Below are 22,599 nucleotides of genomic sequence, written 5' to 3'. Positions count from 1 at the left end.
CTCTTGCGATATAAAAGATGTTTTCCCTAGTAGAATTTCTTTTATATCTTCAAAAGGTGACTTTTTAAACATCCTCTCAAAATATTTTATCATATCGGGCTGAAAAGCGCCCATACAATGGTAAAGAGGACAAGCGAAGCAAGGCCGTGTGGCCCTTCGGAATGAGTTCGCCGATAGAAAGGAGAGTTTGAAGCATGAGCACGTTTCTGACCAAAGCGGTGATGGACTTCTTTATTGCTTTCGGCATCGTGCTGGGAGGGGCGTTGGTTGGGGGGATTGGTGCCGTCATATCCCTGCAGCCGCCAACCCAGACGATGCTGGATGTGGCGGATCGGATCAAAATCTGGGCACTGGCTGCCGCGGTAGGAGGGACGATCGATCCGATGCGTGTCATCGAAAGCAATTTCTTTGACGGGAACTTATCGCCGGCGATCAAGCAAATACTATACCTGTTATTTGCGTTCCTTGGCGCGCATATGGGATCGGAGCTTGTCCGGTGGGTATGCGGAGGCAGTCGGGGATGAGTCCGTTTCGTCGGCCGACGATGGAGGATTTCCGAAGGTTTATGCAATTGACGGCGGTTTTCATCCTAGGCATGGTTACGGGAAGCGTCGTGTATAATGTCATTTACCAGACGAGCTACAACACGCTCTGGATCCAGAACAAAGACCTGCAAATCCAGCTGTACCAAGCGGAAGAGGATAACAAGACGCTGAAAAAATACAACAAGCGGGCGACGGTCATTAAAGAAGTCAAAATCCGTGTCGAAGATCGCGACCCTCCGCTTGATTCGCTTGCTGTCAAGGAGGTCGTAAAGCAGCTGCATGAGGAGCTTGACGTCCTGCGCGGCCGAAGCATATTCGAAATCGACTCGGACGGCAAGATGGCGCGAACCCTGCTTGACCGCAAAATATACGCTGTTCGCGACAAGGAGTACAGCATCCAGATCAAAACGATGCTTGTCAGCGAAGGTGTGCTGCAGGTGTGGATAGACATGCGGCCGTATATCAGGGGCTGACTTTTTGTCCGTATGCGATTACAATAATATTGCGTAGTTTGCGCAATCATTTCAAAGCCACTTGCAAATAAAAAGGAGCTGTTTCCGTTCCATGATCGAAAGTATTCAATACGTGCTGTATGCCGGATTATTGATTTCATGCGTGTTCTCCGTCTTCTTCAGCATCAAGTCCCGACGTTCTATAGATGGCAAGATTCGCGGCCTGTCAGCCGCTAAAATGAATATCAGCATGGGCTTCATGCTTATCATTCTTGCTTTGATCCAAATGTTTATTTTCAGCGGTTCATCGATCCGCGTCGTGATCGGAGCCATTTTCATGGTATTGGGCGCTTTTAATATATTCGCCGGCATCCGCAATCACGGGCTCTGGTCGCGTTATAACGCTGAATCCAACCAATCCTAACAGACCTATGCTTTTTCCGTACCACAAAAAAAGGACAATCCTGCGCTTAACCAAGCATGTCAGGCATTGTCCTTTGCCATTATCCAGAAACTCTTCAGTTTTCAAGCAGGCTGTCGTTAAATTCGCCGCCGGACCATGTGCAAATCAGGCATGGTCGATCGACTGCAAGGTCATGACTGCCTTGGAGACCAGCAAGTCCTGGTGGGTGATAACGATTTCCAGCTTGCAGGCCCGGCGGCTCGTCTCCAGAACGACCGGCGTAATGACGACCGCGTTCTCAATCTGCACAGGCCGGACAAAATAGGTCGTCAAATGATCCACGACATAATCCCCGCCGCCCGCATCCTTGGCGGCAATCAGGCCGGCCTGGGTCATGATCGAGGTCAGCACGCCATGGGAGATCGTCCCGATATCCGTCGACATTTGCGGTGTAATGATGCCGTGAAAGAACAGCCGCCCCTCCTCGTCCCGCTCCTCGACGAAGCCATTCCACATCAAATGCTCAAACGTCTCGCCGAGCTGCGGCTCATTGCGGGCATCCCGCATCGCCTGCAGCACCTCCTTGCGGGTAACGGAGGAGACGAGCTTCCGGTTGCGGTCGATGACGGGCAGGAAATCGATCCCCTCCCATACCATGATCTGTGCCGCCGAAGCCAGCGAGGTTTGCAGCCCCACTGTAATCGGATGGCGGACCATGCATTTCTCGATATGGTGGTCTCCGCCCCCGATGTCCTCGACATTTTTGCGGCTGACGATGCCGATGACCCGGTTCCACTCATCGACGACCGGAAAATGCTGCATGCCCGTTTCGAGGGACAGCTGGTCAAAATCCGAAATATTGCTGTTCACCTTCAGCATATTGGGCCTTGGCTTAGCTGCAACGATGTCCTCGACCAGCATGATCTTCTTCTTGATCAGCCGGTCGAACAACGCCCGGTTGATCATCGAAGCGACGGTAAACGTATCATGCCTGGAGGATATGATCGGCAGGCTCAGCCTGTCCGCGAGCGCCTTCACTTCACGGCTCGTCCCGAATCCCCCGGTAATGAGCACACCTGAGCCCTGCTCCAGCGCCAAGGAATGCGCATCTTCCCGGTTCCCGACGATCAGCAGGCTCCCGGCGTCGATGTACCGGGCCATGGCGTCGATCTTCATCGCGCCGATCACGTATTTGTGCAGCGTCTTATCCAGGCCTTCCCCGCCCCCGAGCACATGCCCTTCGACGATGTCTACGACATCCCCGAAGGTCAGTTGATCGGAAATGTTGCGCGGCTTCTTCTCGACCCGTACCGTGCCAATCCGCTCTTTCGTAATGACGATGCCGAGATTCTCCGCTTCCTTAACCGCGCGGTATGCCGTTCCCTCGCTGACGCCCATGCTTCGCGCCAACTTGCGGACTGAAATTTTCGTACCGATCTTCAGCCCTTCGATATACTGTAGCAGTTGTTCGTGCTTTGTAATGCTCTCTTCATGCCCTTGCAACTGTTACACCTCCCGTCCAAATCTGTACCAATCTGTATCTATTATACACAATTGTACCACAAAAAAACCACACCCCGTTGCCGGCATTTGCGACAATGAAGTGCGGTTCTTACGTCATTTTCAAACTTGCTGCTCTATCCCTGCTTGCTCTCCGCCGGCCATTCCTTCTTCTGCAGCCTGTTTTGCCATTCGCGCAGTTTGGCGCGGCGAACGGCTTCGAGGGACCGCTGCTTCTCCTCGTTCACGCCCAGCAGAAAATGCAGGTGCGCGCCAACAACCATAAAGGCAAAGGCCGCCCAAACGATGCCAAAAATCGATATCCAGCCTGCGCCTGGACCAAATGAGATCAGCGGAAGAGCATATACGAGCATCCCTAGGGCTAAGATCAAATAGATGGCGTGCTTCCATTTGGTCCGCTTTTTTTCCTTCTTGATTAGTTGCAGTGTTTTCATTGTTTTCATCATCCGCAGCTCCTTCATCCGAATCTATAAACAACTCTATATTTCTAGTCTATGAAGGAGATGCGGCTAATATGAGACTTGGCCAAAAAATAGTATTGCGTTGCCAGATTAAGAAAGCTCCGAACCGTACAGGTGCTGCAGACTGTCCGTAATGATTTTGTTTACATCCTGGATGATGACGCTAAGACGGCGCTCGGCATCAAACAAGCGGCGAATGTTCAAATTCAAGCTCAACACCTCGAACAGCTTTTCCATTTGCTCCATTTCCTCGGGAGACGGCATATCCCCGCTCATCATCCGCTGTTGTACTTCATTTTGCTTCTGGCGAAAATCATCCAGCATCCGTTTGCTTTCCGGGTCAGCGTCCACCAGCTTCATCGCCGAAGTGATATCGGACACCTCCTGGCTTTCTTTAAGCGCCTTTGCCAGATCATGTGCTTTGTCATAAATGTTCATTGTTATATCCTCCTAAAATGTAATAAATCATTAACGCCCAACCCACAGCAGCAGCAAGGACTGGATCAGCCCAATCATGCCGCCTAGCAGTACACCGAGCCAGGTAATAGCTCTAAATTCCTTGCCGGAGACGCTGAGTATTACCTCCTCCAGCCGTTCAACAGGAAACTTCTGAACCTGCTCCTTCACGAGCTGCGGCAGCCGGATCGCCTTCATCGCAGGCGGTATGACGCGAGCGATCAGGCGCAGCATGCGGTTCGCAAGGCTGGGTACCGCAGCTGCAGCTTGACTGTACCACGGCTCAAGCAGTGAAGCTAGCTTTACGCCCTCAGCCTTGGCAATCCATGCCTCCAGCGGAAGCTCGTCCAGCTTCTGCCCGATCCAGGCTTCTGGCTCGCTCCCCGCTAAAGAGCGCAGCACCTCGCCGACCGGCTTCTCGCCGTAAATTTCCATGCGCGCTCGGATCGCGGAAGCGACCTTTGCGCGGGCTTCTTCGCCCTGCAAAGCGCGGACAAGGGTAGGCGTAAGCTTCTGAACCAGCTTCTCCTCATCCATGAAGATCGCGGCCATCGTTCCGAGAAATCCGCCTGCATTGTCCGCAAGTCCGGCGGCCATTTTGGCGAGCAGCCGCTGCCCTTGCGAGGAGAGCAGCTCCTCCGCTACGGCATCTAGAATCGCATCGGCTGCCGCTTCGCTCCACACTTGACGATTATTCTCTGACCAGCCTGGTACCAAGCTTTTCAGCGGTTTCTGTTCCCAGCCGTATTTATGCCATGCATGCCGGAAACCGTACTGAAGAATTGCCGTGAGAGCTGAGGCTGATCTGCCTTTAACGGCTTCCCACTCCTCTTCCGACCAGATTCGCAAGGCCGCTTCCTTTACCGTCAGACTGCTGCTGACCCAGCGGTTTAATAATTCGCCCAGCTTCTCCTCTGCCTGAAGACGAAACTCCGGCCGCATTACCATATCCTGCAGCCCTTCCGCCGTAACGAGATAATCGGAGACCACATTGCCTAAAGACTCTGCAATGTCTTCCCTTCGCTTTGGAATAAGCCCCGGCGTAAACGGGACGCGCCATTTGCCGATCATAACCGGGCTTCTCGGATGAAAAAGCATTTTTATTGCAAAATGATTCGTGACTCCGCCAACAAACGCAGCTATGGCGACGCTAACTACAATGTATAACCAATCTGCCAACCTTCAAATCCTCCCTGTATGTCCCTTAAAAATATGTCCGATATGCATCATGAACTGTGCAAAGTTATTTCAAAGATAGGTTAATCACCAAGGATTCTATGTCCTCATATGATGCATTACATGTATTTACGAAGACGCATCCAAGACATCAAGCCTAAGCTTGGAAGGAGATCCGCTTCATGCACTCCAAAAAAATTAAGGTACAAATCATGAAACCGGGTTTGCTGGAGGATGACTGTCTCGTGGTCGGAGAGCTGCTGATTAAGCAGCTGAAAATTCCGACCAATCAGCCGCTTCAGCTATCCTTCGGTTCATTCCGGCACAATGTCAAAGTCATTCCCTTATCCCGGTTAGACGGGATCCGGATCAGCCAAGGACTTGCCAAAAGCATGGCTCTTCCAGCGAGGTCGACGCTTCGGATCTTTTATCGCCCCCAATCCTCCACCATTCAGCTTGGTCCGATTGTCGGTGTCCTAATCAGCCAGGATTACCCTGATGTAACGGAAAGGCCTTTTGGCCCCATCACCCAGTTCTGCCGGGAACTCGCTAATGCTTGTCAACAACAAGGTGTCTTTGTTTATTTCTTTACCCCGTCCCATATCGGAAGCAGCAGCTCGAAGGTGACGGGATGGCTTTATGCAGACGGCTGGAAGAAAACCGAGCTTCCGGCCGCAAACGTGTTCTATAATCGCCTGACATCGCGCAAATTGGAGAATAAACCTAGCGTACAGCATTTCATGAAAGAAGTAAAATCCCTCTACGGCAGCCATTACTTCAATGAAAAATTCCTGGATAAAACCGAGGTTTTCGATGCGCTTGGCAAGGCTCCTTCGGTGGCGGGATATATGCCAGAATCACACTTGTTCCGCAATTACGCCATGCTGAAATCGATGTGCAGCAGGCACCCTATCGTGTTCCTCAAGCCAATCAAAGGAAGCCTCGGCAAAGGGATTATCCGCATATCCCGGCTGGACGGCGGCGGATATCAGACACTGACCGCTCAAGTCGGAGGCACCCAGAAGCACAATTACGCCAGTCTTTCCAAGTTGTTCACTACCCTATCCGGGAAAATGAAATCGACGCGGTACCAGATCCAGCAAGGACTTCACCTGATACTTATGGACCGGCGGCCAGTGGATTTCAGAGCATTGGTACAGAAGAACAGGTTCGGCAAATGGAGCGTTACCTCCGTTGTCGCCCGGATTGCGAATGATCAGCATTTCGTATCCAATCTGGCGCGAGGCGGCTCGCTCTGCACGCTGAAGAATGCGATATCGCGCAGCACACTTCCCCCGGCAGCCAAGAAGAGGTTAAATGTCAGGCTCAAGAAGGCGGCTCTCGACATCGCGCTTGGCATTGACCAACAAATTCCGGCTCATTTTGGAGAACTCGGCATTGATCTCGCAGTCGACCAGCATGGCCGCATTTGGCTGCTTGAAGTGAATTCCAAACCTTCAAAAAACGATAATACGCCGCTTGGCGGGAGCAAAATACGTCCTTCCGTCAAGCAAGTGATCGAATATTCGCGCTTCTTGTCCGGCTTCTAAGCAAGGAGGAATCCGATGAATCCCTCTTCACAAGGCATTATAGGCATCATGGTAAGCGAATGCGCAGGCCCCCTTCCTTTTGCGGAAGCGGCATTTTGCCGTCAATTATGTCATATCGGCCGCCGGCAGAAAATGACGATATATGTTTTTTGTCCGGGGTGGGTTACCCCGGGCAGCAGGAGCATCCCTGGATATACGTTTGAGAACGGCAAATGGATACGAAAGCCGTTTCCGGCTCCTGAAATCATTTACGATCGCTGCATTTCCCACGACAAAAGACAGCAGCGGCGCAAGCAGCGATGTTTGGCGTCCCTTTCCGAGAAGCAGCCCTTTGTTTATCTAGCACGCGCTCTTACCGGCAAATGGTCCGTCTACCAGGCACTCAAAAAACATCGCTTCATAGCCCCCTATCTTCCCGATACGGTTCGATACGAAAACCCTGAACATTTGAACCGGTGGCTGCTCGCACAGGAAGGTGGAGCCTTCCTGAAGCCGCAAAACGGTACGCACGGAAAGCGGACATTGCATGTCCAAAATATCAAGGGGAGTTTAGATGTCGGGCTAATAATCACAGGCAGAAGCGGCAGCAATCAATTGTTCCGCAAAAAATTCCGTTCCAAGGAAGATGGACTGGATTGGATACACCGGTTCATCGCGAACAGGGCATACCTGCTGCAACCCTACTTGCGGCTGAACAATAGCAGGGATGAACCTTTCGATGTCAGAGTACTGATGCAAAAAAATGAAAATGGCATGTGGAGCATGACAGGTATGGCAGTACGAGCCGGACGCAAGCACTCCCTCACCTCTAATCTGCATGGCGGCGGAACTGCGCATAAAGCCGTTCCTTACCTGATCAAAGAGTTCGGCGAACACCGCGGCATTCAGACCGTACGAATTATTCAGCGTCTTGCAGAAGCCATTCCTGAGCATTTGGAATCCCATTTTGGCCGGCTCGCAGAGCTCGGAATCGACTTTGGCGTTGAACCGGGCGGACATGTATGGATTCTCGAGGTCAATTCCAAGCCGGGCAGATCATCCTTCTTCCGCATCGGCGATATGCAAGGCGCCCAAAAATCCGTGGAAAACCCGATACAGTATGCACGATACTTGTTGCTTCGCAAAACTCTAGCCTAGCCTGATGCAGTATTATGCTTTGAGTCTGGCATTGGAAGCTGTTTTGCTTCGCAAAACGATTAGGAGGATAAATTCATGAGTTTGACTTACTGCAATGTCCATTTCACGCAGCAGCCCCAAAGGGTCGTCTACGTGTCGGGATCATTAATGAAGAACCTGAAATTATCAGGGAAGAAGTCCGTTCATCTCAGACTGGGCCAAGACCGCATTCCTGCAACAGTCAAACCGATTAACAAACCAGGCAACCATATCTACCTTGCATCGAGCGTTCGTAAAGGAATCAAAATTCCGAAATCAGGAGCCATATACCTTCGCAGCAATCAAGATGGCGAGGTCCATCTGGGCCCGCTAATCGGCGTGTTATCAGACGGCCCCGCAGGCTCCACCCAAAATCGGTTCGGTTCCAGAACAACCTTCATCAAGCAGCTTCTCAAGCTGGGAAGCAAACAGTCCTATATATTTGCCTTTACCCCGCGCGATATCAACTGGGAACAGGAAACCGTCAACGGCTATTTTCTGAACGAATCCGGGCATTTTTACCGCAAAACAGTTCCGCTGCCGGATGTCGTCTATAACCGCCTGCCCAGCCGGCGGGCCGAGACGACCTCGTCCATCGGCCTGCTTCGGGAGCGGTTCATTCGCAAGAAAATTCCGTTCTTCAACTGGAGCTTCTTTAACAAATCGGATATATATAAGCTGCTGGAACGAGATCCCATGGTCAACCGTTACGTACCGGAATCGATTATGAACCCTACACCCGAGCAAATTAAAAATTTGCTTGACCGCCACTCCCTCATTTATTACAAACCGAATAACGGAAGCCTGGGAAATGGCATTTATAGACTTTCCTATATCCCAAAAAACGGTTATTATGCCCGTTACCGTCTGCGGGGGAAAAATGCGCTGCTGCGCTTCAGCTCCTTCGGCAGCCTGATGCGCACCCTCCAAGAAAGGCATGGCCGGTCGCTCCGCAGCTACGTAGCGCAGCAGGGTATCCGCCTAATCGAAATTGACGGCTGTCCCATCGACTTCCGGTTTCATATGCATAAGAACGGCAGGAACAACTGGGTTGTTGTCGGCATCGGAGCCAAGAAAGCAGGAAAAGGCAGCGTAACAACCCATCTTAAGAACGGAGGTTCGCTGCTGACTCCCGAACAGGCACTTGGCCGTGCCTTCGGCTCAAGAGCGGATGAAGTGCTGCGTCATGCCAAGAACGTCGCCATTACGCTGGCCCAAGCCATAGAGTATCACCACCAGCATTTGATTGGTGAAATCGGCTTCGATATCGGAATAGACAAGGACGAGAAAATATGGATGTTCGAGGCTAATGCCAAGCCGGGAAGATCTATATTCCAGCATCCATCTCTAAGAGCCGAGGGAAAAGCATCCGTTGAGCATATTTTGGAGCACTGCCTCTATCTTAGTAAATTCCGCAGGAGGGAAGGCTGATGATCCAGCACATCGCTGAAAAAAAAACCGTGGTTGCCGTTCTGACTGTAGAAGACCCGGAATCCCTTTTCCGCGGAAATAAAGCCAACTTCAGAGATATAATAAATACCGGCAAGGATCTGGACTTTCCCGTCTACGTCGTGACTACAAAGGATTTGAAGCTGTCAGCCAAACGGATCCGGGGGTACCATTACAGCTCCGAGAGTAAAACCTGGTCGAAGCAGTGGTTCCCCCTTCCCGATGTCGTGTATAATCGGATTCCACACCGGGAAGACGAGCAAAAACGTAATGTCCGCAAAAAAATCGATGCATGCATCCAGCATCGAACAATTCATATCTACAACCCCTATTTTTTCAATAAACGCAAGCTGTTCGAATGGCTGAAGAGGAACCGCTCTACTAAAGCGTTTGTTCCAAATACCCGGAGACTTCTTAGTCCCAGAACGCTTGAGGCCATGCTCCTAATCTACGGGCGCCTCTATTTAAAGCCGGAATCCGGCAAGGCCGGCAAAGGAATCATGCTCCTGCAATATGAGGAGGAGCATGAAAAACCTTTTCGTTTAACGATCCAGGGCCAAAGATACAGAAATATCATTTACCGGACCGACAAGCTAGACCTGCTCTGGAGACGAATAAGAAGAGAAATGAGAAAAGCTCCATATATCATGCAGGAAGCCATCAAACTCACCACATACCGGGACCGCAATTTTGACCTGCGCATACTCGTGCAAAAAACGGGTAAAGGCGCATGGATGGTCACTGGCGTTGGCGCACGGCTCGCTGGCCCTAAAAGAATTACTACCCATGTGCCTCAAGGCGGCAGCATCGAATCGCCCGAGAAGCTGTTAACCCCTACTTTCGGCAGCGAGATGACCAACGCAATCATTAATCGCCTGAGATCCAACGCCGTGCTCATCGCCAAGCAAATTGAAAAAGCATCAGGGCATATGCTTGGTGAAATGTCGATGGATCTCGGCATTGATACAGAAGGAAACATGTGGTTCTTTGAGGCGAACAGCAAACCGATGAAATTCGATGAACCGCAAATCCGCAAAAAATCGCTCGAACGAATTTTTCAATACAGTCAGCATTTGGCCAGTCAACCCAAGAACCCATCCGCTTAAGCCGGAATATTGTGAACCGACTACCGTATAAAGAAGGTGAACGTATTGTCGCAACCTGTTCTTGGCATATTGACGCTGTATATGAATGATAAGAAGCAGCTGGAGGAACGACATATATACCAGAAAATGATCGTCGAAGGCCAAAAGATGGGTCTGGATGTCTTCGTATTCACTCCTATGGATGTCCATCATGAGAAGAAACTCGTTCATTCCCTGCAATTTGATCCAAAATCAAAGAAATGGTCGCGCAAGTGGCGCAGCTTTCCGAATCTCATCTTCGACCGGGGGCGTATTCAGAAAAACAAGCGATTCGAGCAGTTGGTCAAATTTCGCAATCGCTATAACAGCACCTTCACATTCCTGAATCGGCCGATTCGCGATAAATGGGCGATTTACCAACTTCTGTCCAGCAGGCCAAGATTCAGGCCCCATTTACCGGAAACCGCCATATTTCAGAATATGAGCGACGTATATCGATTCATGCGGAATTATTCGTGTATATATGTTAAGCCCATGCAGGGCACCGGTGGAAGGGGAATACTGCGGGTCGACCGATTGGGGAAGGAGCTTTACCTGATTCAGGGCCGAACGCTTGCCAGAAAAATTATCCCGGCGCAAAAAATGCATAAGGCGAGGCTGGCTCCATATTTAATCCGCTGGAAAGCGAAAAAAAACTATCTCGTTCAGCAGGGGATTGAAATTAAACTGCCTAACGGCCGGGTACATGATTTCCGCATGCTCGTTCAGAAGAACGGCTCCGGGAAATGGGCGGTGACCGGATGTGCCGGAAGGGTCGGCCCACCGAGAAGCGTGACCTCCAATCTGCACGGCGGCGGGCATGCCGTGCCTATGAACACGCTGCTGAAGCATGCCTCCCATAGCGAGGAGAAGCGCGTGGAAATACGCCGTACAGCCGAGAAACTGAGCATCGATGTCGCTGCAACGCTGGAGGCGAATTACGGCGCGCTCTGCGAGCTGGCTCTCGATCTTGCGATCGATCCCAGCGGAAAAGTCTATTTGCTGGAGGTCAATCCCAAGCCCGCCCGAGAGGTGTTCAACCAGTCCGGCGATCCCGAAGCATACCGGGCAGCCATTGCAAGACCGCTTGAATACGCCATGTGGCTGCACAAACAAAAAGCCGCTTCTTCCTGACCGGAAGAGCGGCTTGTTTCTAGAATTGGGCGGATCGCTTCGCTTCGGGCGCTTCCTCTGCCTGATCGTACAGGGCGATCAGTTCGGAGAAGGAGGAGATCAGCCGATCGGCGCCATTTAACTCCTGTCCTTGGCCAAACCCGGCATACGCACAGCCGATGACGGTCTGGCCGTTCTCCTTGCCCGCTTCCACGTCAGAGGATCGGTCCCCGATCATCCAGGCGCTGCTTACGCCATGATTATCGAGCAGAAGCCTAACCAAATCGACTTTGGTCGTCGTCTGATGCTCGCCTGCGCTGTAGATTCCCTCAAACAGCGAGAAGATGCCATGTGCATTCGCTACCTCTTTTACATAATGCTCCAGCCCATTGCTGGCTACAAAGAGCCTGATTCCGCGCTCGTGAAGCTGCTTCAGCGTTTCGGCCACTTGCGGATACAGCTCTGTAACATACTCCTTCAGACCGATCAGCTCCAGCTCCAGCAGCAATTCATCCGCACGCCGGTGCACGATTTCATCGTGGTCCGGAAGCACCCTTTTCCAAATGTCATCCAGCAGCATGCCTAACCCGCCAAGTATTCTTTCCTCGGGGGGCGTCTTTCCTTCATACAAGTTCTCTGCGCGAAGCTGATCAAACAAGCGATGATATACAGGGATCAGAAGCGTCTCCGTTTTGAACAGCGTACCATCCATATCAAAGATCATGGCTTCGGGTTTCGTAAGTCGAGTGGTTTCCATGTCAGCGTTCCTTCCTGTCGTTGTGTTAGCCCCATGATATTCGAAAGAGCAAACCTTGTAAACCCCGTTTATCTATAAGTTTCCTGCTTAGAAAAAACGTTCAGCGGATATCCTATCTGTGGGGAAAAATAAAATAAAACTCAAGGAGGAAACACTGTGAAGAAATTGTCTGCTGCCCTTCTATCAGCATGTTTGTTGTTCTCTGTCGCTTCTGCTGTAAGCGCCGCTCCAGCTAATGAGCATGGGAAGAAGGGAATGCACACCAAGTCGACGCATAAAACGCATCAGACTCATAAAACTCACAAAACGAAAGCCAAGTCAACTCACCACAAAGGCATTAAAGCGAAAAGCATCAAAACCAAGGGCATTAAAACTAAGGCTACCAAAATGCCGAAGACTGGTTTTGGTGGAGCTAGCGAGCAAACAGAATAAGAAGGAGGATGAAAGAGGGCTTGCTCCCTCTTTCTCTCTTATACAATCATGATGAAACGATTAGTTATTCTGTTTACCATTGTTTTAGCCGTCAGTTGCGCAGGTTGCGGTCCTGCCAAGCAGGCGAAGGAGAACATCAAGCCACAGCCGCAGCCGCATTCCCATTCCCTGCCCTCCCCGCCGTCCCCCCCAATGGTGAATGACACAGAAATGCAGCCGGCGGAGAACATGCGCAGGCCGCTACCCAAACCGTTTATGCCAACAGAGCTCATAATTCCTGCCATTAAGGTAAAGGCTAGTGTTGAGCCGGTGGGGGTGCTTGAGGACGGGCAAATGGATGTTCCGAAACATACGGATATCGTCGGCGTCCTGCATCCGGGCGTACTTGCAGGGGAACCTGGAAATATAGTGATGGACGGCCATGTCGATAGCTATACCGGCCCGGCCATTTTTTTTAATTTGAAAAAGTTAAAGCCCGGCGATTCAATCATTGTACGGGATCATGCCAAACAGAAATTGACCTATATTGTGGAGGCCGTTGAATCCTATCCTACATCGGAAGCACCCGTCGAGCGGGTTTTCGGGGATACGACAGAGCACAGGTTGAATCTGGTGACATGCAGTGGAAAATACAGCAGAAAAAAAAAGGAGCATGAGCAAAGACTGATCGTTTTTGCCAAGCTGGACGGTGATGATGAACTTGACCAATAAATTTGTAGCAGCCATCCTTATCCTCTGCATGACTTTACTTTCCTGCAAAGCGGAGGTTTATGCGGCTTCGGGCGATCAAGAGGAACAAGAGGTGCGCGCCTTTCTGGATAAGCTGTACAAGCAGAGAGCTGACATTCTTGTCAGCCGGGAGACTGATGGATTAAAAGAACTTTATCTTCATGACAACAAAGTGAGCAAGCACGCTCTCCACAATGAAGTTAACCGAACGAATTATCTTAACGAATGGGCGATCAAGAGGGCAATCAAGCTCCTTAAGGCCAATAGCGAAATACGAATCGTGCGTCTGAGAACCTCAAAGGATACAGCAAAAATATCCCTGGTTCATTCCTTGAAGGTGGATTACACCTATACCAACAAAAATGTGCCCGTTCAGTCGTTCGGAATCGGAACTGAACATTATCTTACATTAAAGAAGCTGGATGACGACTGGAAGGTCCATAAGGAATGGTATCTGGACCCTCTGGACGAGAATCCAAACAAAATTGCGGTGACGGATGACGGAACCTCCCCTTCTGTCAATTATCGGCAGCAGCCCGTGGACGGCAAAAAATACCGCCGGGCCCGTGCCGTGGAGTATGCGAATAAATATGCGGGAACAGCCTGGGGCGCCGGCAATAATCACAGGTATAACCGCAAATATGCCGATTACTCCGGCAAGGGCGGCGATTGTACCAATTTCGCTTCACAGGCGGTTGGCGACGAAAAAGAAGGCGGAGGGCTGCCGATGACCGGATCATGGCGATATTTTGCCAAGAAGGGCGGAAGCGAAGCGTGGATCCGGACGGATTCCTTCTATAATTTCCTGATATATTCCGGATACGGAAAACTGCTTGCCAGGGGACAATTCCGGGATATTGTCGCTCCTTCGGCCAAATATCCGGATGGAGCAATTTCACATATTCAGCCAGGCGATTTGATCGGATATATCATTAGCGGCAGCGATGTGGATCACTTCTCCATCGTGGTAGGATTCGACGATTACGGCTATCCCCTCGTCAATTCGCACTCGGCCGACCGTTATCGCGTTCCCTTTGACCTGGGGTGGGATCAGCATACCAAATACTTACTGGTACACATTAGAGACTAATGTATATGCGGGCTTGTCAGCATAACTGCAGTTTAACGTCATACAATGGAAATTGAAGATATCGACGCTAAACTGGAGGACTTATGAAACTATCCCGCCTGTTAAAGCAATCCGCGATAAGAGCCGGGGCAATGGCCGTCGTAAAATTGATCGGCCTTATCGGGCGCGTCGTCTTGACGAGACTCGTAGGTGCTGAAGGTATCGGATTGTACCAAATCGCTTATTCCTTATATGGGCTGCTGCTTATGATTTCCGGAGGATTGCCAACTGCCCTGGCCATTATTACCGCAAAAAAGCCATGGTTCGGTTGGCATTTTTTTAAGTGGGTCTCCCTCTTTCTTGTGCTATTCGGGGGGATTTTGAGCATGATCGTCTTCTGGAATTCCCCCGCGCTTTCCAGCATGTTGGGGAATCCGGATCTGCAATATGCTTTGCAGAACCTGGCGCCGGCTATTTTCGCGGCTCCATTATTGGGTTTGCTGAGAGGATATTTGCAGGGGCTGGAACGGTTCAACATCATCGCCTTGTCTGAATTGACAGAGCAGGGAAGCCGAATTCTCTTCATGCTGATCATCGTCGGCTGCCTATTGCCCCAAGGCATACATATTGCAGTTGGCGGAGGGGTGCTGGCTGCATTTATCGGCGTCCTCGTCTCTTACACGCTGCTTACGCTATATGTGTCCACTGATCAGCGAAAGAACCCGGCAGCATCGGTATCTGTCCGCCAGCTGCCGTTCGTCTGGCTATTTAAAGCATCCTTCATTATTTCGCTGACGCGCCTTCTCATCCCAGCCTCCGATTTCATCGACGCGATTCTGATCCCGGGCCGGCTGATGGTTGCCGGCTACGACACCTCCCGGGCAACCGCCATGTACGGTGTAATAACCGGAATGGCCGCCATCATGGCCTACACGCCTACGCTTGTCACCCAGGCTCTAAGCCATACCGTCACTATGCGCTTGGCCAGCTACTCCCAACAGAAACTCTGGACCGACTTCCGCAGGCTGCTCTACTTATCCCTGGAGGCAGCCTGGCTGTGGGGATTAACCGCGGCCATATACATATATGTATGCGCTCCTGAACTGGCGACGTTTATTTTTAATACTTCCGAGGCGGCAGAGCCCATTCGTTATTTAGCCCTTCTTCCCGTCATCGTCGGCTTTCGCGAACTATCCACGAGCATTTTGTGGTCGCAGGATATCAAGAAAATAACCTTCTTTGGTTTGCTTGCCGGAATAAGCTGCTCCATCGTCATCCAATATGTGCTTATAGCGATCCCTGGCTGGGGTTATATCGGGGCAGCGATCGGCATTCTGGCCATGGAGATGATTTCTGCACTCGTTAATTTATATGCCTTAAAGTTCAAGCTGGCCCGCATAGTCCGGCTGCTCCCCGCTCTCATTATAGACGCTTTGATATTAATCGGTTCCATGCTCCTGGTCCAATTGATCTCAAAGCACTGGGGGAGCGGCTCTGACAGCTTATCCGGCTTCATGCTGCAAACCGTGCTGTTCTTCTCGGCTGCCGGCGCCTTCTTATTCATTCGGTTTAAAGGTAAATTATCAACGGGATAACGCTTTGATATGTTTAATAATTTGGCTGTAAGGCGGATCCTGCCCGTCGTATTTCGTCACGATGGTTCCCGAAGCATCCACAAGATAAAAGGAAATGCCGTGAATGACCTGATCCCCAATAGCATCCTTCTGGATGGCAGTCTTAAAGCTCAGTTGACCAAAGGCCTGAATGTCCTCAAACGAATAGCCAGTCAAAGCATGCCAGTTGCTCAAATCATCCGTAAACTTGCCGATGTACGTCTTCAAGGCTTCCGGCGTGTCCTTCTCGGGGTCGACAGAAAACGATACGAGATCCGCTTTAAGACCGGCCGACTTAATCTCGCTTTGCAGCTTTGCCATGTTCGCAGTAAGGGTCGGACATACAGTAGAGCAATTCGTGAACATGAAATGGGCGACCCAAACCTTGCCCTTTAAATCGTCCAGACCTACCTGGCCGCCGTCCTGGTCGGTGAACTCGAATGATCCCACCGGTATGCTGAGATCATTCGGCTTGCCCCCTCCCCAGGAGAAAGCAAGCAGTCCGATAGCAGCAACAACAAGCAAGGCAATAATTCCGATATCAATGATCCGCTTCGTACGCTTCATTGGTCCGCCCCTTCATCAGCAGCCGTATGGTTGGCGAGCCAAGCAGCCAATGCCTGGATTTCCTCGGTCTTCAGCCTCTTCTCGAAAGGGGGCATCCCCGGCCTTCCCGAACTGATCGCCTCGTAAATTTCTTCCTCGCTCAGTTTGGAGCCGATTTCCTGCAGGCTTGGCCCTACCTTTCCGCTAAGGTCAACGGCGTGGCAGCTGGCACAGCTCTGTTTGTAGATTAGCGTCGGCTTGGCATCGGCCTTACTTCCGGCTGGCGAGGAGGCCGAGCCGCTATCCGTCGAAGCCGATTGACCGCAAGCGGTTACAGCCAGTAAAACGAATGCCATTACAAGCAGCAGCAGCGGTCCTTTTCCCGTTCTCATTCGCGTTCTCTCCTTATCGATATTTAGTCCATATGAGAGCTCTTATCGTAGAGCGAATCCTTTGCTTGTTCGATTTCGTCTTCCGTCACCTCGCCGACGATAAGCTGCTTCCGCGGCATATTATGCATATCCCGAGCCGTCACGTGCGCGATGACATTGTAAACTCCATCCTGCTCAAAGGTTTTGTCAATACTGTAGACTCCATTTCCAGCGTGCGTGCCCTCCAGCATTTCGTGCGTATCGCTACCGCTAAGCCACACTTCGAAAGTTACGGATTTGGCATCGGTCACTTCTTCACCACCCTGAGTAACCTTGGCTTGAATTCTAGCCGGCTCCCCGGGATTCAGCTTCTCAGGCTCACTTTGGATTTGTACATCAATAATTTCGGGAATCCCGTCCGGCATTCCTGTCTGGCTGCCCGCAGAGGAGCATCCTGCGAGAATAACGATCATAAGCACGAGACATGCAATCGTCCATCTTTTCATATTGTTCTGAACCCCTTCTTAACATAATCATTACCAATTCCATGGTCCTTTTATGATGCCAAGACTGCTTAGTAAAGCATCCATCACACTCATCTTCTTGCTCATTAGCGAATCCGTCGTACATTGAGCATCTGCATCATATTGCAGCTCTCTGGCCCTGTTAAGTGTAGACTCTGCTATATTGTTCGTCACCTGGGCAACGTCGAAGCAAGGCGGCGATACGTATACATGCAGAGTATGATCCAGAATCATTCGCGTCTGCCCTGAAGGCTTGACGTTGATCGGGATAAAGAACAGGCTTAACAAGATCAGCGCAACTAGCGTCAAGGCAATGCTTGTCTTTTTTATAGCTATTCCCTCCCTTACCAGGCAGTATATCTCATAATTATGAGGCTTTGATGACGATTGTGGGCTAATTAAACCCTCAAGTTGTTAACATTCTGTGAATTATTGAAATATGAGGGGGTTTCGCCGCAATCATGCAACAAATATCATTGTAGCGGCTGATTCTCTAAAAATAAAGCAAGGATCAGCCGATTTGCCAGCTTGATCCTTGCTTCACTTGCATGATGTTCCACCGTGTTCGTTCTAGTATTTGAAATGCCCGATCGTCTGCTTCAATTCGGCTGCCATCTCCGCAAGCATAACCGCGGACGAGGAGATCTGCTCCATCGCTGCCAGCTGCTCCTCGGAGGATGCGGCAACCTCCTGCGCGGCTGAGGCATTGCCGGTAGCGATCATTGCCAGCTCATTTGCCGTCGCCACAATCTGCTGGACGCTCGCTGAAATTTGCTGCGCGGTCGCGGCAATTTCGGCGATCTGCGGCGTCGTCTCGCGGATACCGCCCATAGCCTGTTCAAGACGCTGCATTGTGAGGACAGATATGTTGAGCCCTTCTTCGACCTCTGCCGTCACCTGGGTCATCGTCTGTACAGATTCCTCGGCATCCTGCTGAATGCCTTCGATGAGCCCCGTGATTTGCAATGCGGCCGTTGCCGATTGCTCCGCCAGCTTGCGTACCTCGCCAGCCACAACCGCAAAGCCGCTGCCGTGCTCACCAGCGCGCGCCGCTTCAATGGCTGCATTCAAGGCCAGCAGATTCGTCTGGCCGGCTATTTCCCCAATCAGCTTCGTAATCTCGCCGATTTCACGCGTGCGCTCATGCAGCGAGCGGATCTTACTGCTGGACTGATCAACTGTTTGATAAATAGAGCCCATTTGGCTGCCTGTCTGCTCAACCGCACGGCTGCCTTCCTCCGCTTGTGCCGATGAGTGTTTTGCTAATTCGGCAACGGCGCTCGTGCGCTCGGCAATCAGCATCACTCCCTGCGCGATCTCATCAAGCGCCGACGTATTTTGCTCCAACCCCATTGTTTGACGCTCGGCTCCGCTGGCTATTTCCTGCACCGCTTGTGCTATATGATGACTTGTTTCTGCGGTCTGCTCAGAGCTTGAAGTCAGTTCGCCGGATGAGCGAGCAACTTGCTCGGCTCCTTCCCCTACCTTGCCAATCAAGCTTCGAAGCTTCTGCTGCATGACTTGAAATGCCGCGGCCAAATCGCCAATTTCGTCATTGGACTTCACCTGGATGACCTGGGTTAAATCCCCTTCACTTACGCTTTCGGCCTGCTCTTTCAACCTGCGAATCGGCTTAATTATCGACTGAATCATGAGATATATAAAAACGAATCCTACGAGAAGACAAATAACTCCGGTAAGCAGCGTGTTATAAATGATGGGCTTCGCGGCTGCATCGATCTCGGATAAATAAATTGTACCCCCAATTTTCCATCCGGTCAGCGCATTAGTTATATACGTCATATATTTCTGCTCGCCGTCGACGACAAAAGTGTACTCGCCATAATCGCTGTCATACATTTTCTGTTCTGCAGAATCTGCAGCTTTCTCTCCGGCGTTATGGACAGGATGAACGATATAATGCTGTTCACCATCCAAAAGTATAGCGTAGCCTTCCTTTCCAACTTTAATCCCGCTGAAGGTCTCTCTTATATTTTCCAACTTCAAGTCGATTCCGAAAACTCCTGAACCATCTGTTGCAGCCATAGATACCGAAATTGTAATTTCCTTATTATCATCAGCGGATATATACGGACGACTCACTACAGCTTTTCCCGGCTCTTTCATTGCCTCTTCATACCAAGGCCTTTCTCGCGGGTCGAAGTCGTTCATTTGCGCATCGGGCACAATCAGGAACTTCCCTTCCTTCGTTCCATAATAAATACGGCTTGTCTCAGGATGAAGTTCAGCATATTGCTCAAACGAAGATCGTGTACCCGCAAACACATCCTCCCCAAGCAAGTTTCCTTGCAACTTCTTCGCGAAAATATCGGCATCGTGCAGTTTCGGCTGAACGAGATCGTTAATCATGGAATCAACAAGCTTAATAGATTCGGTGGCACTCTGCGTAATTTGCTCTTGAATTCCGTTTCTAGCGCTCTGTGTGGCCAAAATACCAACTACTAATGACGGGATTAGAAGTATGATCCCAATGGATATAAACAACTTCACTTTAAAATTACCGACAATTTTGCTAAATAATGATCTGATGGCTTCTATCTCTAATGCAACTCCATTTCCGAAATATTGTTTCTCTCTCTAGTATTTTTTTGTATGTATGTTTGTACCTACGAGGCTCAAGTTATACGTGTACAAATTTCGCTGTAATTCTTATTTTTGTCCCCTTTCTTTTAAATTATGACAGTGAATGTAACGTGAAGTGATTGAATATGGACGGTTGGTTATCGAGGAAGTATGCATAACAACAGCCCCTCCGCAAATAGCAAAGGGGCCTAGCATTTAACTTACTATTGAATGGACTAATCGAACTCCCAGAAGAACCGGCCATCCAATATGTTGTCCGCCAGAACTTTGAAAGCTTCCTCCGAGATTTCTTCCTTCATCCGCTCCATAACCTTTTCCTTGCCTTCAAAATATTCTGCTGACATTTCAATGTCTGCATGGGTTCTGCTCGCATCCAACCGCAAAATCTTAGCTTTACCGACTTCACTATTCCATGGTGTCCATGTGACCTGTGAAGATAATCCACCACTGTTCGGTAATCCATTATATAGAAAATACTTCAAATAAGCAACCATAGCCTTCGATAGTTCATCTCGGCCAGGCTGATTCTCCTTACTGAAATAGCCTTCTGGAAAATAAGCTGCTATGCCGGTAGGATGGCCGGTGTAAAACTCCATGTCCGCTCCATGCGTCGATCCAATTAATTGACGAAGTTTGTCCGAAATAACGCCCGGCTGAATTCCCCAAGCGAATCGATAGGCATATACAGGAGGCTGGTCGGCATGCATCGTCAATACCTCGGCGATTCTTTCAGCATTGAATCCCGCATACAGCTCGCTTCCGTACTTTAGAGCGGCTGTATACTGCTCCGCCTTTGCTGAATCCGTAAAAATAGTACCATCACTAACCGCAGGGGAAAAATAAGGATCGTTGAAGGTAAAAGCCGAGAATTCGGTTTCCATGCTTCCCAACATGACCGGAATCTTTTTATAATCCCCCTTCTTGATCGCCTGAAAGCCTTCCTTCGGAATGACTGTTCCATCACGGAAAAGATGAGGAAACGGCTCCATACGAATAGCGGTAGATCCAAATAGTTCCACGAGCCGGTCAGCTGGCTGCTCTCGCAAATATTTAGCTAAATCTTCTTGCTTCTGTTGAGCAATCCAGGCTTGTGCCGCTTCTTTGGAAGCAGCCTTACCGTCTTCCATCACGAGGCGGATCAACACATCATTGCTCTTGGCTTCACCGTCCTCAGGTGCGGATGTTGTCATCCCGCCACTAAAGGCAATTGCTCTTTGGAACAAGCCTTCGCCAAGCGGTGATATCAATAGGGCTAGAACATCTCTACCTCCTGCAGATTGACCAGATAAGGTGACATTTTCCGGGTCACCGCCAAATGCCGCGATATTATCCTGCACCCACTCAAGGGCACGGAGAGCGTCAAGCAGACCATAGTTGCCCGAATCATCAAGTGGATTCCCAGTAACCAGTGCTTCATGTTTAAAGAAGCCAAGCGCTCCCAGCCTGTAGTTGACCGTAATAATAATGCTGTTGGTATTCCGCGCTAATTGATCACCAATAAAGTCTTTGCCGGATCCGGTCATATTTCCTCCGCCATGAAGAAAGACCATAACGGGCAAATTCGAACTGGACGTAGCCGGACGCCAAATATTTAAATATAATGAATCCTCATTGCCAATCGTCTTGCCTCCCGCCAGTTGCAGACTGCTGTTAGCAAATTGTTGCGTATTGAGTGTATCTGTCCATGGCCTAGGCTCTTGTGGAGCCTTCCAGCGAAGTTCGCCGACAGGCTTCTCGGCGTAGGGAACTCCAAGCCAGCTATACGTCATGCTGGCGGCTTCCAGATTACCTTGAATCGGGCCATACTTGGTTTGCTTTAGCGTGCCCGGCATATATTTCGCACTATTTTGCGTAAGTCTCAAGCTCTCTTCGAGAGTTAGATTATTATGATTAAGCTTACTCTGAAGCGCCTGGGCAGCAGCTTCGGCCATTTGACGATTCGTTAACTTCTTGGCTCCATCTAGAGATGTTATCCCATTTTTTACGGCGAAAGCGACCGCCGATCCGGTTGCGTAGTCTATGCCTTCTTCATTACGAAGGGCCTTCAGCAATATTCTGGCATACTCTTCTGCTGTAAGTGGAGCTTGCGGCTCAAAGCGATTATCATTGGATCCGATCCAGCCTAGGTAAGGATGATTCTTAAGGTAACCCACCACCGGCTCAAGCTGTTTGCCTGCCTGTTTTGCATCCTCAAAGGTGATATCGCCCGCATAGCTTAGTGCCTCTTGATCGAGTCCCATCAAACGGAGATACAGGAGAGCGCCCTGGATCTTAGTGGCTCCAGTATTCCAGTATTGCTCATTTACTCCCTGGCCGCTACCTTTAATTAAGCCTGATTGCACCAACTTTTCTAGATTTACTGCGGAGTTAAGCAAGTTTGGTTGCGCCATAAGCTCCTTTTCCGGAAAGAAGGATACTAACATCCCCACTATGGCCGTTGCTGCTATTGTACGCTTAATTATTTTCATATAACGAAACACTCCCTTTAGTGAATATTCCATCCAAATGACAATGTCAATCCCTGAAGTAAGTTGTTCCTATGCCAAAGC

Annotated in this window: 23 protein-coding genes; 12 read left to right on the top strand and 11 right to left on the bottom strand. The window is 50.2% G+C overall.

Annotated elements, in window-relative coordinates:
- The first annotated feature begins 194 nt into the window (after positions 1-194).
- From QNH46_RS08815 to QNH46_RS08805, 3 genes are all read left to right on the top strand, one after another.
- Complete coding sequence (locus QNH46_RS08815; RefSeq protein ID WP_155609237.1) at positions 195-524, top strand: YtrH family sporulation protein; 330 nt, start codon at positions 195-197, stop codon at positions 522-524.
- On the top strand, positions 521-1,018 hold the full coding sequence (locus tag QNH46_RS08810) for a sporulation membrane protein YtrI (RefSeq protein ID WP_283927769.1): 498 nt from the start codon (positions 521-523) through the stop codon (positions 1,016-1,018). Before QNH46_RS08815 ends, QNH46_RS08810 begins: the two co-directional genes overlap by 4 nt.
- Before the next feature lie 91 nt (positions 1,019-1,109).
- Complete coding sequence (locus tag QNH46_RS08805; RefSeq protein ID WP_155609239.1) at positions 1,110-1,421, top strand: YtpI family protein; 312 nt, start codon at positions 1,110-1,112, stop codon at positions 1,419-1,421.
- Between the two features lie 144 nt (positions 1,422-1,565).
- Here the strand turns inward: QNH46_RS08805 and QNH46_RS08800 are convergent, their stop codons facing one another.
- The 4 genes from QNH46_RS08800 to QNH46_RS08785 all read right to left on the bottom strand — a co-directional run bounded on the left by QNH46_RS08800 (position 1,566) and on the right by QNH46_RS08785 (position 5,017).
- Positions 1,566-2,903, bottom strand: coding sequence for a DRTGG domain-containing protein (locus QNH46_RS08800; protein ID WP_283927768.1), 1,338 nt, complete (start codon positions 2,901-2,903; stop codon positions 1,566-1,568).
- Positions 2,904-3,037: 134 nt separating this feature from the next.
- Positions 3,038-3,355, bottom strand: a complete 318-nt coding sequence (locus QNH46_RS08795; RefSeq protein WP_283927767.1) for a hypothetical protein — start codon at positions 3,353-3,355, stop codon at positions 3,038-3,040.
- 117 nt (positions 3,356-3,472) lie between these two features.
- The gene (locus QNH46_RS08790) at positions 3,473-3,820 is read right to left on the bottom strand and encodes a YlbF/YmcA family competence regulator (RefSeq protein ID WP_155609242.1); all 348 of its coding nucleotides are present in this window, start codon (positions 3,818-3,820) and stop codon (positions 3,473-3,475) included.
- A gap of 30 nt (positions 3,821-3,850) precedes the next feature.
- Positions 3,851-5,017 (bottom strand): DUF445 domain-containing protein, encoded by a 1,167-nt coding sequence (locus tag QNH46_RS08785; RefSeq protein ID WP_283927766.1) that lies wholly within the window; start codon positions 5,015-5,017, stop codon positions 3,851-3,853.
- A gap of 179 nt (positions 5,018-5,196) precedes the next feature.
- Here QNH46_RS08785 and QNH46_RS08780 point away from each other — a divergent pair, with 179 nt between their 5' ends.
- The 5 genes from QNH46_RS08780 (at position 5,197) to QNH46_RS08760 (ending at position 11,426) form a co-directional block, all read left to right on the top strand.
- Positions 5,197-6,564: a YheC/YheD family endospore coat-associated protein gene (locus QNH46_RS08780; RefSeq protein ID WP_283927765.1), complete on the top strand. Its 1,368-nt coding sequence runs from the start codon at positions 5,197-5,199 to the stop codon at positions 6,562-6,564.
- 15 nt (positions 6,565-6,579) lie between these two features.
- The gene (locus QNH46_RS08775; RefSeq protein ID WP_283927764.1) at positions 6,580-7,701 is read left to right on the top strand and encodes a YheC/YheD family endospore coat-associated protein; all 1,122 of its coding nucleotides are present in this window, start codon (positions 6,580-6,582) and stop codon (positions 7,699-7,701) included.
- Between the two features lie 75 nt (positions 7,702-7,776).
- Positions 7,777-9,150 carry a YheC/YheD family endospore coat-associated protein gene (locus tag QNH46_RS08770; RefSeq protein WP_283927763.1) on the top strand — a complete coding sequence of 458 codons (1,374 nt, stop codon included), beginning with the start codon at positions 7,777-7,779 and terminating at the stop codon, positions 9,148-9,150.
- Positions 9,150-10,274, top strand: coding sequence for a YheC/YheD family endospore coat-associated protein (locus tag QNH46_RS08765; protein ID WP_283927762.1), 1,125 nt, complete (start codon positions 9,150-9,152; stop codon positions 10,272-10,274). The genes QNH46_RS08770 and QNH46_RS08765 overlap by 1 nt, the downstream gene beginning before the upstream one ends.
- Positions 10,275-10,310: 36 nt before the next feature.
- Entirely contained in the window at positions 10,311-11,426 is a 1,116-nt protein-coding gene (locus QNH46_RS08760) for a YheC/YheD family endospore coat-associated protein (RefSeq protein WP_283927761.1), read from the top strand.
- Positions 11,427-11,445: 19 nt separating this feature from the next.
- On the opposite strand, the gene QNH46_RS08755 is transcribed toward QNH46_RS08760, so the two are convergent.
- Complete coding sequence (locus QNH46_RS08755; protein ID WP_283927760.1) at positions 11,446-12,162, bottom strand: HAD family hydrolase; 717 nt, start codon at positions 12,160-12,162, stop codon at positions 11,446-11,448.
- 156 nt (positions 12,163-12,318) lie between these two features.
- Between QNH46_RS08755 and QNH46_RS08750 the strand changes: the two genes are divergently transcribed.
- The 4 genes from QNH46_RS08750 to QNH46_RS08735 all read left to right on the top strand — a co-directional run bounded on the left by QNH46_RS08750 (position 12,319) and on the right by QNH46_RS08735 (position 15,987).
- On the top strand, positions 12,319-12,594 hold the full coding sequence (locus QNH46_RS08750) for a hypothetical protein (protein ID WP_283927759.1): 276 nt from the start codon (positions 12,319-12,321) through the stop codon (positions 12,592-12,594).
- Positions 12,595-12,642: 48 nt separating this feature from the next.
- Positions 12,643-13,305: a class F sortase gene (locus QNH46_RS08745; protein ID WP_283927758.1), complete on the top strand. Its 663-nt coding sequence runs from the start codon at positions 12,643-12,645 to the stop codon at positions 13,303-13,305.
- Positions 13,289-14,413, top strand: a complete 1,125-nt coding sequence (locus QNH46_RS08740) for an amidase domain-containing protein (RefSeq protein ID WP_283927757.1) — start codon at positions 13,289-13,291, stop codon at positions 14,411-14,413. The genes QNH46_RS08745 and QNH46_RS08740 overlap by 17 nt, the downstream gene beginning before the upstream one ends.
- 83 nt (positions 14,414-14,496) lie before the next feature.
- Positions 14,497-15,987 (top strand): oligosaccharide flippase family protein, encoded by a 1,491-nt coding sequence (locus QNH46_RS08735; protein WP_283927756.1) that lies wholly within the window; start codon positions 14,497-14,499, stop codon positions 15,985-15,987.
- Here QNH46_RS08735 and QNH46_RS08730 read toward each other — a convergent pair.
- From QNH46_RS08730 to QNH46_RS08705, 6 genes are all read right to left on the bottom strand, one after another.
- The gene (locus QNH46_RS08730; protein ID WP_283927755.1) at positions 15,976-16,572 is read right to left on the bottom strand and encodes an SCO family protein; all 597 of its coding nucleotides are present in this window, start codon (positions 16,570-16,572) and stop codon (positions 15,976-15,978) included. The two genes, QNH46_RS08735 and QNH46_RS08730, sit on opposite strands and share 12 nt — an antisense overlap.
- The gene (locus QNH46_RS08725; protein WP_283927754.1) at positions 16,569-16,943 is read right to left on the bottom strand and encodes a c-type cytochrome; all 375 of its coding nucleotides are present in this window, start codon (positions 16,941-16,943) and stop codon (positions 16,569-16,571) included. Before QNH46_RS08725 ends, QNH46_RS08730 begins: the two co-directional genes overlap by 4 nt.
- A gap of 23 nt (positions 16,944-16,966) precedes the next feature.
- Entirely contained in the window at positions 16,967-17,428 is a 462-nt protein-coding gene (locus QNH46_RS08720) for a FixH family protein (protein WP_283927753.1), read from the bottom strand.
- A 30-nt stretch (positions 17,429-17,458) separates the two neighbouring features.
- Positions 17,459-17,755 (bottom strand): hypothetical protein, encoded by a 297-nt coding sequence (locus QNH46_RS08715; RefSeq protein ID WP_283927752.1) that lies wholly within the window; start codon positions 17,753-17,755, stop codon positions 17,459-17,461.
- 261 nt (positions 17,756-18,016) lie between these two features.
- Positions 18,017-19,897 carry a methyl-accepting chemotaxis protein gene (locus QNH46_RS08710; RefSeq protein ID WP_283927751.1) on the bottom strand — a complete coding sequence of 627 codons (1,881 nt, stop codon included), beginning with the start codon at positions 19,895-19,897 and terminating at the stop codon, positions 18,017-18,019.
- Between the two features lie 368 nt (positions 19,898-20,265).
- Positions 20,266-22,551 (bottom strand): carboxylesterase/lipase family protein, encoded by a 2,286-nt coding sequence (locus QNH46_RS08705; RefSeq protein ID WP_283927750.1) that lies wholly within the window; start codon positions 22,549-22,551, stop codon positions 20,266-20,268.
- Between the last annotated feature and the right edge of the window lie 48 nt (positions 22,552-22,599).

The organism is Paenibacillus woosongensis, from assembly GCF_030122845.1.
GTDB lineage: Bacteria > Bacillota > Bacilli > Paenibacillales > Paenibacillaceae > Fontibacillus > Fontibacillus woosongensis_A.
This window is presented reverse-complemented; position numbering and strand designations above follow the sequence as displayed.